Origin of the sequence: Streptomyces sp. NPDC048436, from assembly GCF_043200355.1 — a bacterium.
Classification (GTDB): Bacteria; Actinomycetota; Actinomycetes; order Streptomycetales; family Streptomycetaceae; genus Streptomyces.
The window spans coordinates 1-13296 of sequence record NZ_JBICXP010000004.1 but is presented as its reverse complement, the minus strand read 5'-3'; the positions used below and the strand labels follow the sequence as shown (position 1 = coordinate 13296).

Below are 13296 nucleotides of genomic sequence, written 5' to 3'. Positions count from 1 at the left end.
CGGTGCGGGGTCACAACACCCGCACCGGCAACGGCTTGACGGCCCCCCTCAGGGCGGCGGCGAGCGCCTCGTACTCCGCGGCCCGCGCGGCCCCCGTACGCATGGCGAGGGCGATGCTCCGGGTCGGCGCCGGGTCCGCGAAGTAGCCGGTCAGGAGCTGATTGCTGCGGCTGGTCTCGACGCGGACGGCGGTGCGCGGAAGCAGCGTCACGCCGAGCCCGCCGGCCACGAGCTGGACGAGCGTGGAGAGCCCGGCCGCGGTGGTGGTCACCGGGGCGTCCGCGCGCCCCGCCTCGCGGCAGATGTCCAGGGCCTGGTCGCGCAGGCAGTGCCCCTCGTCGAGCAGCAGCAGGTTCAGCTCGCGCAGGGCCTCGCGCGGGATCCCCTCCCGCCCGCCGAGCCAGTGGTCCAGGGGCGTGACGAGCACGAAGTCCTCGTCGAACAGGGGCAGTTCGGTGATGCCGGGCACGCCGAGCGGCACGGCGAGCAGCAGCAGATCGAGCCGCCCCGCGCCGAGCCCCTCGATCAGGGACGAGGTCTGCTCCTCGTGCACCTGGAGGTCGAGGTCCGGGTACTTCTCGTGTACGAGCCCGATGACGGTCGGCAGCAGATAGGGCGCCACGGTCGGGATCACGCCGAGCCGCAGCGCCCCGGTGAACGGCGCGCGCACCGCGTCGGCCTCCTCCATCAGCGCCCCGACCTCGTCGAGCACGGCCCTGGCGCGCACCGCGAGCCGCTCACCCGCCGAGGAGAGCAGGACCTTGCGGGTCGTACGCTCAAGCAGGGTGACACCGAGTGTCTCCTCCAGGGCGGACACGGCGCCGGAGAGCGCGGGCTGGCTCATCCCGATCGCGGCGGCGGCGTCCCGGAAGTGCAGATGCTCGGCGACGGCGGCGAAGGCGCGCAGCTGGGCGAGGCTGGGTTGGCGGGCCCCCCGCTTGGTCACGGGCTTGGCGCTGGTGGCCACGGGCCCCTCCTTAACTACTGGCACTGATAGCCAGGTCCGATCAACACGACCCACTCTAGCTATTTCCCTAATCAATGCACCCTGTGCCACGATCATCATCAGTCCAACCCCCCAGGAAACTCCCCAAAAGGGATTTTCTTTGCTGCAAGGAGAGCGCGTGCTCACTGTCGGTGACAAGTTCCCCCAGTTCGATCTGACTGCCTGTGTCTCGCTTGAGAAGGGCTCCGAGTTCAAGCAGATCGACCACAAGACCTACGAGGGCAAGTGGAAGATCGTCTTCGCGTGGCCCAAGGACTTCACCTTCGTGTGCCCCACCGAGATCGCCGCCTTCGGCAAGCTGAACGAAGAGTTCGCTGACCGCGACGCCCAGATCCTCGGCTTCTCCGGCGACTCCGAGTTCGTGCACCACGCCTGGCGCAAGGACCACCCGGACCTGACCGACCTGCCCTTCCCGATGATGGCCGACTCGAAGCACGAGCTCATGCGTGACCTCGGCATCGAGGGCGAGGACGGCTTCGCGCAGCGCGCCGTCTTCATCGTCGACCAGAACAACGAGATCCAGTTCACGATGGTGACCGCCGGTTCCGTGGGCCGTAACCCCAAGGAGGTCCTCCGGGTCCTCGACGCGCTCCAGACGGACGAGCTGTGCCCGTGCAACTGGACCTCCGGCGACGAGACCCTGGACCCGGTCGCGCTGCTCTCGGGCGAGTGAACGGAGCCTTCTGACATGGCACTCGACGAACTGAAGTCCGCCGTACCGGACTACGCCAAGGACCTGAAGCTGAACCTCGGCTCGGTCATCGGCAACTCGGACCTGCCGCAGCAGCAGCTGTGGGGCACGGTGCTCGCCTGCGCGATCGCCTCCCGCTCCCCGCGCGTGCTGCGTGAGCTGGAGCCCGAGGCGAAGGCGAACCTCTCCCCCGAGGCGTACACCGCCGCCAAGTCCGCCGCCGCGGTCATGGCGATGAACAACGTCTTCTACCGGACGCGTCACCTGCTCTCGGACCCCGAGTACGGGACGATGCGGGCCGGCCTGCGGATGAACGTCATCGGCAACCCCGGTGTGGAGAAGGTCGACTTCGAGCTGTGGTCGCTCGCCGTCTCCGCCATCAACGGCTGCGGCCAGTGCCTCGACTCCCACGAGCAGGTGCTGCGCAAGGCCGGTGTGGACCGCGAGACGATCCAGGAAGCGTTCAAGATCGCCGCGGTGATCCAGGCGGTCGGCGTCACGCTGGACTCCGAGGAGTCGCTCGCGTAGCGGTTCCCCTGAGCGGTAACGGAACGGCCCCTCCCAGCGGTTGCTGGAAGGGGCCGTTTCTCATGCGCGCCGTCGATCACCGGCTCCGCCGAGTTCGTCCTCAATCGGCGGACGGGCTGTCGACCGGTGCCACGTCCAACGCCGTGGCACCCCGCGGCTGCGGTGACTGCTTCAGGGCGGCCTCCCGCGAGTACGCCCGCAAGTAGCCCACCACCGTGTTGGTGACGGCGACCAGCGGCACGGCCACCACGGCCCCGCCGATCCCGGCGACCAGGCCGCCCGCGGCCACGGACAGCACCACGGCCAGCGGATGCACCCGTACGGCCCGGCCGAGGATGAACGGCTGGAGGATGTGTCCCTCGATCTGCTGCACGGCGAGGACCACCACGAGGGCCATCACGCCGGTGAAGACGCCCTGCGTCACCAGCGCCACCACCACGGCGAGGGCGCCCGAGATGACCGCGCCCACCAGCGGGATGAACGCGAACAGGAAGATGAAGACGGCCAGCGGCACCGCCATCGGCACCCCGAGGAAGTAGATGCCGAGCCCGATGAAGATCGCGTCGATCAGAGCCACTATCACCGTGCCGCGCACGTAGGCGGTGAGGGTGCGCCAGGCGCGGGGGCCCGCTCCCGCGATGCCGGGCCGCGCGGGCGCCGGGACCAGTTTCAGGACCCACTGCCAGATCCGCTTGCCGTCGTACAGCAGGAAGAGCGTCGAGAACATCGTGAGCAGGATGCCGGTCATGGCCTCCACGATCACGGTGACGCCTTCGAGCCCCGCCGACGTCAGCTCCTCCGTGTTCGCCCCGACCGCTTCACGCAGGCTCTTGGCGATGTCGTTGATCTGATCCTCGGTCACATGGAACGGGCTGGTGAGCAGCCAGTTGCGCAGATCGTCGATGCCGTTCTGGACCTGGCTGGAGAGCGTGTCCGCGTTCTCCATGACCTGCCAGACCACGAACCAGCCGACGAGTCCCATGATCACGAAGCCGAGTACGGCGGTGACGACCGTGGCGAGGCCCCGCGGCAGGCCGAGCCGCTTGAGCCGGACCACGGTCGGCTGGAGCATCGCGGTGATGAGCAGCGCGGCGACGAAGGCGAAGACGACCAGCTGCACGGCGCTGATGACCTTCATCAACACCCAGAGCGTGCCCGCGAGTACGAGCAGCCGCCAGCCGGCCTCGGCCGCGACCCGCATCCCCCACGGCACCGCCGCGACGGGGTCGGGCCTGGCCGCTATGTCCGGTGCGTAGGCGGGCGGCGCGGGGACGACCTCACCCTCGGCCGCGGCATCGTCGGCTGCCGAGCGGCGGGACGGTTCGATGTCATCGTCGAAGCCGTCATCAGGCCCTTCTTTCGCGCCCATCCGCTCGCCCACCTGGGACAGTCCGGACCCGAGCCTGCCGATCCATCCTGGTACTCGCGACATGATCCGTCCTCTTCCCCCGTCTTTCCCCACCACTCCCCCCTGGAAGTTGTCGGACTGACCGTACACGGCGAAGACCCCCCACCGAAGGACGGTGAGGGGCCTTTGAAGGTTGAGCGAGACGCCGCTCAGTACCAGTTGTTCGCCTGCCAGAAGTCCCAGGCTCCGCACGGGCTTCCGTAGCGGTCGTTCATGTAGCCGAGACCCCACTTGATCTGTGTGGCGGGGTTCGTCTGCCAGTCGGCTCCGGCCGAGGACATCTTGGAGCCGGGGAGCGCCTGGACGAGGCCGTACGCGCCGGAACCGGCGTTGGTGGCCTTGTAGTTCCAGGTGGACTCGTGGTTGACGATGTTGCTGAAGCACTGGAACTGGTCGCCGGGGACCATCTGCCGTGCCATCGCCTGGACCTGCGAGACGGTGTACGAGGACTGCGGGGAGAAAGCCGAGGCGTCGCGCGTGGAGGAACGGCTGGCCTTGACCTCCGTCTTCTCCTCGCGCTCCTTCTTGGCTGCCGCCTTCTCTGCGGCCTCCGCCTTCTCAGCGGCCTTCTGCTTGGCGATCGCCGACTCGGCGGCCTCCTTGCGGGCCGCTTCCGCCGCGGACTTCTTCGCCGCCGTGTCGGCAGCCATGGCCTGCGCGTCGGCCTGCTGCGTCAGGGACGCGGTCTGTACCTGGGCCTGCTGACCCGCGGGGATGTCTGCGAGGAGTGTCGCTTCGCTTGCCGTCGCCTCGAAGTCGTTGTCATTCGAGGCGCCCTGGGTGCTGCCCGAGGCGACACCGACAACAGCGCCGACAGTGGTGACCGCGGTGGCAGATGCCACGGCGAATCCCCGGACCGAAATCCGGCTCACAAGCGGTTTCCTTCCAGCAGCGCCCGCATAGGTGACCTCGCGGACGCAATCGTGCCCCTGGCGCTGGCCTCCGCTTGGTTCTCGGTCACGGGAGGCACGGACCCGGTGGACAACTCCCGTGAGGGGAGCGTCGCGTGGTGCTCGGGCGGCATGCGACTGCCACTATGAAGTTCTGGTGTTTCCGGTTTGCGGTACCGCTGGGGGTACCGGTGTGTCGCATGCGGGGCCTGACAGGACCCAGACTCTGCCCCAGCCGGACACCGCAAGGCAATTCTCCGTTGCGTGTGAAAGCTCACACCTCGTTTGCCCCAGGAGTTTTTCGGAAAAGGGCGAACGCCAAGACGCCGCCCGGCTAAGCTCCTTCGCTTCGCCGGGCGGCGCCCAACTACCCTGTAACCACCGTGAACTGGTTCAGATCGACCCGTCCTCCAGCATTTCGGTCACGAGCGCCGCGATCGGCGAACGCTCGGAGCGGGTGAGCGTCACATGGGCGAAGAGCGGATGCCCCTTCAGCTTCTCGACCACGGCAACTACCCCGTCGTACCGCCCCACTCGGAGGTTGTCGCGCTGGGCGACGTCATGAGTGAGTACGACGCGGGAGTTCGCCCCGATCCTGGACAGAACGGTCAAAAGGACGTTCCGTTCCAGGGATTGGGCCTCGTCGACAATCACGAACGCGTCGTGCAACGAGCGCCCGCGGATATGGGTGAGCGGGAGCACTTCGAGCATGCCGCGCGCCGTCACCTCCTCGATGACCGCCTTGCCCGCCACCGAGCCGAGCGTGTCGAAGACCGCCTGCGCCCAGGGGCCCATCTTCTCGGCCTCGGTGCCGGGCAGATAGCCGAGCTCCTGCCCGCCCACCGCGTACAGCGGCCGGAAGACCATCACCTTCTGGTGCTGGCGGCGCTCCAGGACCGCCTCAAGTCCCGCGCAGAGCGCGAGAGCCGACTTGCCGGTGCCCGCCCGGCCGCCCATCGACAGGATGCCGATGTCCGGATCGAGCAGCAGATCCAGCGCGATGCGCTGCTCCGCACTCCTCCCCTTGATGCCGAAGGCCTCACGATCACCGCGTACGAGACGAATGTTGCCCTCGGCCGTGACGCGGCCAAGTGCCTTGCCCTTCTCGGACTGGATGGTGAGGCCCGTGTGGACGGGCAGGTCCGCCACCTCCGGCACGTACAGCGTGTCTTCCTCGAAGAGGAGGTCCACCTGGTCACCGGAGAGGGTCAGTTCGGACATTCCGGTCCAGCCGGAGTCCGTGATGGCGAGTTCGGCGCGGTACTCCTCGGCGAGGAGGCCGACCGATGACGCCTTGATCCTCAGAGGCAGATCCTTCGACACGACAGTGACGTCGTATCCCTCTGCCTGGAGGTTGCGCGCTACGGCGAGAATCCGTGAGTCGTTGTCCCCCAACCGGTAGCCGGCCGGAAGCACGCCGGGATCGGAGTGGTTGAGCTCGACGCGCAGCGTGCCGCCCAGGTCGCCGATCGGGATCGGCGCGTCCAGGCGACCGTGCCTGACCCGGCAGTCGTCCAGCAGGCGCAGGGCCTGCCGGGCGAAGTAGCCGAGCTCGGGATGGTGCCGCTTCGCCTCGAGCTCCGTGACCACGACGACGGGCAGCACGACTTCGTGCTCGTCGAAGCGGTACATGGAGTTCGGGTCTGCGAGCAGAACGCTGGTGTCGAGAACATAGGTGCGCCTGTCGGGCATGCGGCGCTTCGTGCTGGTCACCACGGAAGGACGTACCCCCTCGGATGAGGTCGGGGAGCGACGGGAAGGATGCCGGGAGAAATCCGGACCGGTCTCGGACCGCAGTGCGCGGGCCGAGCTCCGGCCCTCCACTTCGCCCGTACTCACCGCACGGTCGTCCTGGTGCAAAGGGCCTCCCGGGCGGACGGCCCCATGCCGCCCGCTGAGATACGACATCCGTGAATCGGATGTCGACCTGCAAGGCTTATTCCCTCGAACACGCGCAGCCATGCCAGGGCATATGACGGCGCGTCCGTGAACTCTGGGTTACTCACGCCTCACCAACGCGAGCACCCCGTGGGGTGTCAGCCGCCGTAGCGCCGGTGGCGGGCCGCGTAATCACGCAGGGCACGCAGGAAGTCGACCTTGCGGAAGGCGGGCCAGAAGACTTCGCAGAAGTAGTACTCGGAGTGAGCGGACTGCCAGAGCATGAAGCCCGACAGGCGCTGTTCTCCACTCGTTCGGATCACCAGGTCGGGGTCCGGCTGGCCGCGTGTGTAGAGGTGCTTGGAGATCAGGTCGACGTCGACACTCTCCGCGACGTCCTCCAGGCTCGTGCCCTTGTCCGCGTGGTCGAGGATCAGCGAGCGGACCGCGTCGGCGATCTCCTGCCGGCCGCCGTACCCGACGGCCACGTTGACCAGTATTCCCTTGTTGGCGTGGGTGGCCTGCTCGGCTTCCTTCAGGACGGCCTGGGTGCGGTCGGGCAGCAGGTCCATCGTGCCCACGTGGTGCACGCGCCAGCGGCCGTCGGTGGCGAGGGAGCGGACCGTGTCCTCGATGATGCCGAGGAGCGGGATGAGCTCCCGCTCAGGGCGGTCGAAGTTGTCCGTCGACAGCATCCAGAGGGTGACGACCTCGACGTCCGTCTCGGCACACCAGCCGAGGAACTCCTCGATCTTGTACGCACCCGCCTGATGGCCCTGTTCGGTGGTCCCGCCGGACGCCTTCGCCCAGCGCCTGTTGCCGTCGAGGATGACCCCGATGTGCTTGGGCACCTGATCGTGGTCGAGGCGGCCTTCCACCCGGCGTGCGTAAAGTCCGTACACCAGGTCGCGCAGGTTCACTTCTGTCAGCCCCTCCATGCAGATGGCAGTCCCCGAAGGCGAAAGCCTACCGCTGTGAGGGCGTGCCTCCGCCCTTGGGTGACGGGCCTTCGCCCTTGGGTGAGCCCTCACTGAAGTAGCTTCGTACCCATGAACGACACGTCTCTGTACCGAGCGGCATCGGACCGTTACAGCACCATGGAGTACCGGCGCACGGGCCGCAGCGGTCTGAAGCTGCCCGCCGTCTCCCTCGGCCTGTGGCACAACTTCGGTGACGACAAGTCCCTGGAGAGCCAGCGCGCGATCCTGCGCCGCGCCTTCGACCTGGGCGTCACGCACTTCGACCTGGCGAACAACTACGGGCCGCCCGCCGGCTCGGCCGAGCTCAACTTCGGCAAGCTCTTCGCCCAGGACTTCGCCCCGTACCGCGATGAACTGGTCATTTCGACCAAGGCGGGCTATCTCATGCACCCCGGCCCGTACGGCGAATGGGGTTCGCGGAAGTACCTGCTGTCGTCGCTCGACGCCTCGCTCAAGCGGATGGGCGTCGACTACGTGGACATCTTCTACTCGCACCGCTTCGACCCGGACACCCCGCTCGAAGAGACCATGGGCGCGCTCGCGTCCGCCGTTCAGCAGGGCAAGGCGCTGTACGTGGGTGTCTCCTCGTACAACAGCGAGCAGACGGCCGAAGCGGCGCGGCTGCTGCGGGAGATGTGCGTTCCGGCCCTCATCCACCAGCCGTCGTACTCGATGATCAACCGCTGGACCGAGGACGACGGCCTGCTCGACACCCTTGAAGGCGCGGGCATGGGCTGCATCTCGTTCGTGCCGCTGGCGCAGGGCCTGCTCACGAACAAGTACCTGAAGGGCATCCCGGAGGGTTCGCGCGCGACGCAGGGCAAGTCGCTCGACCCGGAGCTGCTGAGCGACGAGGTCGTACGCCGCCTCAATGGCCTGAACGACATCGCGGCCCGCCGCGATCAGTCGCTCGCGCAACTGGCGCTGAACTGGGTCCTGCGCGACGAGCGGATGACCTCCGCGCTCATCGGCGCCTCCAGCGTGAAGCAGCTGGAGGAGAACGTCGCGGCGCTTGCCGGACCGAAGCTCACGGACGAGGAGCTGGCCGAGATCGACACGTTCGCGGTCTCCACGCCCGGCACCAACATCTGGGCCGGGCGCGGCTGATCGCCGCGGTCAGTTGAGGGTGCGCGGGCGCTTGAACCAGGCGCCCGCGGCACCCTGGCTCAGCAGGATGACGGTGGAGACCGAGCCGGCAAGGCCCAGGATGCCGCCCGGGTTTCCGGAGGCGAGGCCGCCGAGCCCGAAGGCTATCTGCACGCTCATCAGGACGATGCAGGTCACCCGCACGCCGTTGCCCGCGGTCTTGAACGCGAACGAGAAACCGCAGGCCACCAGGAGGAACACGTTCACGCCTGTGGCCGCGCCCGCCGTCACCGGGTCGCCCGTGGCCGCTATGCCGATCACTCCGATCAAGACCAGTCCGCCCAGGACCCAGAGGATGATCTGCGTGGCACGGACGACGCCCGGCATCGTGGTCGGGACCATACGGCCGTAGCCGTAGCCATAGCCGTAGACATGCGTGGGGTCCTGCGCCGGGCCGCCGTAACTGGGGAGTCCGGCCTGGGGGTTGGCCTGAGGGGCGGCCTGGGGATGGCCCTGGGGGGCGTCGGCCTGAGGGTTCGCGTACGGGTTGCCCTGCGGCGGAGGGTTCTGGTTCGACATGTCCCTGACGATATCCGCAGGCCCGGACCCGGTGATCATTCGGGCGAGTGCGCCCCCCTGCGCTCCCCGCGGGCACAAAAAATCGGGCCGGTCCGTGGGGGGGAGACGGACCGGCCCGAGGGGGGGTTTCCACCATAACCCTTCGTAAGTGATGCTGCGTGCATCGGCGTGCCACAACTACTCTCCGAAACCGGCTGACAACTGCGCGGCCCTGTTCTCCACCGGATTTCGGCCCCGAGAGACAGGTTTCGGCCCCGCGAGGCGGTAGCCCGTTGGAGGGACGGGCCTCGGGGCGCCGCCTTGACGCGGCGCACGGGCGGGTCACCTTGACGCGGTGCGTGGGCGGGCGGCTAGCTTCGGCTCCCATGGCGATGCTGATCCTGCCGAGCGGACGGATGCTCCCCCTGGAAATGGCGGATTCGGCCCGCGCCCGGCGGCGCGGACTGCTCGGGCGGGACGGAGTGCGCGGGGCGCTGTTGCTGAGCCCGGCGAGCAGCGTGCACACGGTGGGGATGCGGTTCGCGATCGACGTGGCGTATCTGGACCGGGAGCTGCGGGTGCTGTGCGTGCGGACGATGCGCCCGGGGCGGATAGGGCGGCCGCGGCCGCGGGCCCGGCACGTCCTGGAGGCGGAGGCCGGGGCGATGGAGCGGTGGGGCGTACGCCGGGGCGCACGGGTCGAGGTGCGGTCGGATGGGGCCGCGGAGCTCGGGTGAGGGCGAGCGGGCCGCGCAGTCCCCTCCACCGCGCGGCGCCGCACACGTGGCTTTGCTCACGCGAATTCGCCTTGGTCTGAACTTACGTGATTCTCATGGCCGGATCGAGCCGGTACGGATAACGATGCGGAATCAACGCGACCTGTTTCGGGATCACTTGGCTAACGATCGACGCGACAGGCAACCATCCGCTCCCCTTTCCCGTCAGGTTTCCCGTCAGGCGGCTTTGCCTTCCCTGCCTGCCACGAGCTGCTGCATGTGCTCGTCGCCCCACGCCCCCAGCGGGATCAGTGCCTCGTTCAGGGAGAGCCCGAGGGGGGTCAGCGAGTACTCGACCTTCGGCGGTACCTCCGGGTACACCTCGCGGTGCACGATGCCGTCGGACTCCAGCTCGCGCAGCTGCTGGATGAGGACCTTCTCGCTGACGCCGGTGATGTGGCGGCGGAGCTCGCCGAAGCGCAGGGTCCTGCCCGCGTACAGAGCCCAGAGGATCATCGGCTTCCACTTGCCTCCGACGACGTCCACCGCGGCGTCGAGGCCACAGGCGTACAACTGCTTCGTCTCCTTGCCGCCGCTCCCGGTGCTCTCCGAATTGCCCTCCGAATTGCCCTCCGCGCCGTGCTTCGGCATGGTCCACTCCCCTTGTCCGCAGAGCCACTTGTGAATGGACAGTACCGAAGGGGAACTCTGATGAGCCTTGCTGTTTCGTGGAGCGCCGCCAACGCCCGGCGCTCGGAGAGGCAGTTCCTGCGGACTCCGGCGAGGCCGGGTGAGGCGGGGCCGGGGCAGGTCGTCGACGCGATGCTGGCCGCGCAGGCGCAGGTGATGTCCGCCGCCGAGCTGTCGGTGGGGCTGCGGATGGACGGGGCGACCCGGCAGGACGTACGCGAGGCGCTGTGGGGCGAGGAGCCGAGCCTGGTGAAGACGTTCGGGCCACGCGGCACGATCCACCTCCTGCCGACCGCACAACTCCCGTTCTGGACCGGCGCGTTGTCCGCGATTCCGAGCGGCCCGAACCCGTTCAAGGCGGAGGCGCGCCTGACTCCGCCCCAGACGGAGGAGGTCGTGAGCGCGATCGGTGAGGCGCTGGACGGAAAGCAGCTGACCATCGACGAGCTCAACGACGAAGTGCTTGCGCGTACGGGGCCCTGGGCGGGCGACCTGGTGATGCCCGCCTTCCAGGGGATGTGGCCGCGCTGGCGCTCGGTCATGCACCTCGCGGGCCACCGTGGCGCGCTGTGCTTCGCACCGAACAGGGGACGCAAGGTGACGTACACGCGTCCGCCCGTCTCCGAGGACCCGCCGCTCTCCGCCGAGGAGGCGACGGAGCGGCTGGTCCGGCGGTTCTTGTACGCGTACGGCCCGGCGACGCCACGCGAGTTCGCCAAGTGGGCCGCGGCGCCGGGCGGTTGGGCGGCGGAGCTGTTCGTGTCTCTGGCTTCCACCGGCGAGATCGAGGCGGTGGAGATGGAGGGGGCCGGGGCCAGGGACGGGGCGGGGGCCGTGGCCGGGGGGAAGCCCGGTGCGTACGTGGTCGCGGGTGACATGGAGTTCCCTGAGGAGCCGGTGCGGGGTGTGCGGCTGCTTCCCTACTTCGACGCGTACGTCATCGCCTCCCACCCCCGCGAACGCCTCTTCCCCGGCCGGGCGTACGAGCGTGCGCTGGCCGGGGGCCAGGCCGGCAACTTCCCCGTCCTGCTGGTCGACGGGGTCGTGGCGGGCGTATGGCACCAGCGGCGCGCGGGCCGCCGCCTGACGGTGACGGTCGAGCCGCTGGAGCGGTTGGCCGCGGGGCGGCGGCGGGAGCTGGAGGAGCAGGTGGAGCGGGTGGGGGAAGTGCTTGAGGGGAAGGCGGAGTTGGTGGTGGGTGAGGTGACGGTGGGGGCGCACGCGTAGGCGCCCCCGAAGGGGCGCGGGGGAACTGCGCGACCAGCCGCCACGTACCTGACGTCTTACGGCTTGCGACTCACGGCTTACGGAGCTCGAACAGATGCCGGGTGCTGTGGGCGACGAAGGGCCCCTCGCTCTGGATCTGGTCGTGCAGCTCCCGCAGCCGCGGCCGGTACCGCTCCACCGAGAAGTCCGGGACCATCCAGACGACCTTGCGCAGGAAGTGGACGACGGCGCCGATGTCGTAGAACTCGATCCGCAGCCGCTCGGCCCGCACGTCGACGACCTCAAGCCCGGCCTTCTCGGCCTGGGCGCGCTCACCGTCGGGATGGCGCCCGTTGCGGGATACCTCCGGCTGCGGGCCGAGGAAGTACTCGACGACCTCGAAGACGCTGGAGGGCCCGACATGCTGGGCGAAGTACGTGCCGCCGTGGCGCAGGACGCGGGCGATCTCGTCGAAGTCGGCCTTCACCGGATGCCTGCTGGTGACCAGGTCGAACGCCTCCGCCGCGAACGGCAGCGGCGCGTCCTCGGGCGAGGCCACGACCACCGCACCGCGCGGATGCAGCAGTGCGGTCGCCTTGGCCACGTTCGGCGGCCATCCCTCCGTGGCGACGGCGAGCGTCGGCAGGGCGGGCGCGGAGGCGAGGACTTCACCGCCGCCGGTCTGGATGTCGAGGGAGGCGGTGGCGTGCCCGAGCCGCTCTCCCATGGCGTGGGCGTATCTCCAGGAGGGGCGCTCTTCCGTGGCCCGCCCCTCGAACCAGGAGAAGTCCCAGCCTTCGGTGGGGGCGGCGTCCGCTTCCGCGACGAGCTCTTCGAAGCTCCTGCTGACGGGTCGATCACTCATCGGGCGATCCTCGCACTGTTGGCTTGGGGATTACTTCGGGTCGTTGTTGAACTTTGCGGTGGACCAGAAGTAGCCGAGTACGGCCAGGCCCAGGCACCAGGCGATCGTGAGCCATCCGTTGTGGCCGATCTCGGTGCCCAGGAGCAGGCCGCGCAGGGTTTCGATGGCGGGGGTGAAGGGCTGGTACTCGGCGATCGGCTGGAACCAGCCCGGCATCGCGTCGACGGGCACGAACGCGCTGGAGATCAGCGGCAGGAAAATCAGCGGCATCGCGTTGTTGCCGGCGGCTTCGGCGTTCGGGCTGACCAGGCCCATGCCGACCGCGATCCAGGTCAGCGCCATGGCGAAGAGGACCAGCAGCCCGAAGGCCGCGAGCCATTCCAGGGCGCTGGCATCGGTCGAGCGGAAGCCGATGGCCACGGCGACGATGCCGACGAAGACCACGCTGATGATCGATTGCAGGACGCTGCCGACGACGTGCCCGATGAGTACGGATCCACGGTGGATGGCCATGGTGCGGAAGCGGGCGATGATGCCCTCGGTCATGTCGTTGGAGACCGATACCGCGGTGCCGATGGTCGTGCTGCCGATGGTCATCAGGAGCAGGCCTGGGACGAGGTAGGCGATGTAGTCGGAGCGGTCTCCGCCGCCGATGCCCGCGCTCATGGTGTCGCCGAAGATGTAGACGAACAGCAGGAGCAGCATGATCGGCGTGAGCAGCAGGTTGAGGGTCATGGAGGGGTAGCGGCGGGCGTGCAGGAGGTTGCGGCGCAGCATGGTGGAGGAGTCGCGTA

At 68.7% G+C, this 13296-nt stretch carries 14 protein-coding genes; 5 read left to right on the top strand and 9 right to left on the bottom strand.

Going from position 1 to position 13296, the window contains the following annotated elements:
- Positions 1 to 10: 10 nt before the first annotated feature.
- Positions 11 to 967 carry a LysR substrate-binding domain-containing protein gene (locus tag ACGFX9_RS14900; RefSeq protein ID WP_393470607.1) on the bottom strand — a complete coding sequence of 319 codons (957 nt, stop codon included), beginning with the start codon at positions 965 to 967 and terminating at the stop codon, positions 11 to 13.
- Between the two features lie 157 nt (positions 968 to 1124).
- Here ACGFX9_RS14900 and ACGFX9_RS14895 point away from each other — a divergent pair, with 157 nt between their 5' ends.
- Together ACGFX9_RS14895 and ACGFX9_RS14890 are read left to right on the top strand one after the other, a co-directional pair.
- A complete protein-coding gene (locus ACGFX9_RS14895; protein WP_393470604.1) occupies positions 1125 to 1679 on the top strand; it encodes a peroxiredoxin in 555 nt (184 codons plus the stop codon).
- Between the two features lie 15 nt (positions 1680 to 1694).
- Positions 1695 to 2225 (top strand): alkyl hydroperoxide reductase, encoded by a 531-nt coding sequence (locus ACGFX9_RS14890; RefSeq protein ID WP_393470601.1) that lies wholly within the window; start codon positions 1695 to 1697, stop codon positions 2223 to 2225.
- A 100-nt stretch (positions 2226 to 2325) separates the two neighbouring features.
- Here the strand turns inward: ACGFX9_RS14890 and ACGFX9_RS14885 are convergent, their stop codons facing one another.
- From ACGFX9_RS14885 to ACGFX9_RS14870, 4 genes are all read right to left on the bottom strand, one after another.
- A complete protein-coding gene (locus ACGFX9_RS14885; RefSeq protein ID WP_393470599.1) occupies positions 2326 to 3657 on the bottom strand; it encodes an AI-2E family transporter in 1332 nt (443 codons plus the stop codon).
- A 125-nt stretch (positions 3658 to 3782) separates the two neighbouring features.
- Positions 3783 to 4505 (bottom strand): lytic transglycosylase domain-containing protein, encoded by a 723-nt coding sequence (locus tag ACGFX9_RS14880; RefSeq protein WP_393470596.1) that lies wholly within the window; start codon positions 4503 to 4505, stop codon positions 3783 to 3785.
- Positions 4506 to 4916: 411 nt separating this feature from the next.
- Positions 4917 to 6239: a PhoH family protein gene (locus ACGFX9_RS14875; protein WP_393470593.1), complete on the bottom strand. Its 1323-nt coding sequence runs from the start codon at positions 6237 to 6239 to the stop codon at positions 4917 to 4919.
- Between the two features lie 320 nt (positions 6240 to 6559).
- The gene (locus tag ACGFX9_RS14870) at positions 6560 to 7321 is read right to left on the bottom strand and encodes an isoprenyl transferase (protein WP_393472396.1); all 762 of its coding nucleotides are present in this window, start codon (positions 7319 to 7321) and stop codon (positions 6560 to 6562) included.
- 129 nt (positions 7322 to 7450) lie between these two features.
- On the opposite strand from ACGFX9_RS14870, the gene mgrA reads away from it, so the two are divergent.
- The gene (mgrA, locus tag ACGFX9_RS14865) at positions 7451 to 8488 is read left to right on the top strand and encodes an L-glyceraldehyde 3-phosphate reductase (protein WP_393470590.1); all 1038 of its coding nucleotides are present in this window, start codon (positions 7451 to 7453) and stop codon (positions 8486 to 8488) included.
- 9 nt (positions 8489 to 8497) lie between these two features.
- Here the strand turns inward: mgrA and ACGFX9_RS14860 are convergent, their stop codons facing one another.
- Complete coding sequence (locus ACGFX9_RS14860; protein ID WP_393470587.1) at positions 8498 to 9046, bottom strand: hypothetical protein; 549 nt, start codon at positions 9044 to 9046, stop codon at positions 8498 to 8500.
- 365 nt (positions 9047 to 9411) lie between these two features.
- On the opposite strand from ACGFX9_RS14860, the gene ACGFX9_RS14855 reads away from it, so the two are divergent.
- Positions 9412 to 9762, top strand: a complete 351-nt coding sequence (locus tag ACGFX9_RS14855; protein WP_393470584.1) for a DUF192 domain-containing protein — start codon at positions 9412 to 9414, stop codon at positions 9760 to 9762.
- A gap of 216 nt (positions 9763 to 9978) precedes the next feature.
- On the opposite strand, the gene ACGFX9_RS14850 is transcribed toward ACGFX9_RS14855, so the two are convergent.
- Entirely contained in the window at positions 9979 to 10392 is a 414-nt protein-coding gene (locus ACGFX9_RS14850; RefSeq protein WP_393470581.1) for a winged helix-turn-helix transcriptional regulator, read from the bottom strand.
- 60 nt (positions 10393 to 10452) lie between these two features.
- On the opposite strand from ACGFX9_RS14850, the gene ACGFX9_RS14845 reads away from it, so the two are divergent.
- The gene (locus tag ACGFX9_RS14845) at positions 10453 to 11658 is read left to right on the top strand and encodes a winged helix DNA-binding domain-containing protein (protein ID WP_393470578.1); all 1206 of its coding nucleotides are present in this window, start codon (positions 10453 to 10455) and stop codon (positions 11656 to 11658) included.
- A 70-nt stretch (positions 11659 to 11728) separates the two neighbouring features.
- On the opposite strand, the gene ACGFX9_RS14840 is transcribed toward ACGFX9_RS14845, so the two are convergent.
- Positions 11729 to 12502, bottom strand: coding sequence for a class I SAM-dependent methyltransferase (locus tag ACGFX9_RS14840; RefSeq protein ID WP_393470575.1), 774 nt, complete (start codon positions 12500 to 12502; stop codon positions 11729 to 11731).
- A gap of 30 nt (positions 12503 to 12532) precedes the next feature.
- Positions 12533 to 13296: ABC transporter permease (locus ACGFX9_RS14835; protein WP_393470571.1), on the bottom strand; the 764-nt coding region annotated here is incomplete at its 5' end.

Coding starts and splice junctions, on each gene's coding strand:
- mgrA (WP_393470590.1), top strand. CDS start 7,451: ATGAACGACACGTCTCTGTACCGAGCGGCATCGGACCGTTACAGCACC.
- ACGFX9_RS14885 (WP_393470599.1), bottom strand. CDS start 3,657: ATGTCGCGAGTACCAGGATGGATCGGCAGGCTCGGGTCCGGACTGTCC.
- ACGFX9_RS14840 (WP_393470575.1), bottom strand. CDS start 12,502: ATGAGTGATCGACCCGTCAGCAGGAGCTTCGAAGAGCTCGTCGCGGAA.
- ACGFX9_RS14845 (WP_393470578.1), top strand. CDS start 10,453: ATGAGCCTTGCTGTTTCGTGGAGCGCCGCCAACGCCCGGCGCTCGGAG.
- ACGFX9_RS14890 (WP_393470601.1), top strand. CDS start 1,695: ATGGCACTCGACGAACTGAAGTCCGCCGTACCGGACTACGCCAAGGAC.
- ACGFX9_RS14855 (WP_393470584.1), top strand. CDS start 9,412: ATGGCGATGCTGATCCTGCCGAGCGGACGGATGCTCCCCCTGGAAATG.
- ACGFX9_RS14860 (WP_393470587.1), bottom strand. CDS start 9,046: ATGTCGAACCAGAACCCTCCGCCGCAGGGCAACCCGTACGCGAACCCT.
- ACGFX9_RS14850 (WP_393470581.1), bottom strand. CDS start 10,392: ATGCCGAAGCACGGCGCGGAGGGCAATTCGGAGGGCAATTCGGAGAGC.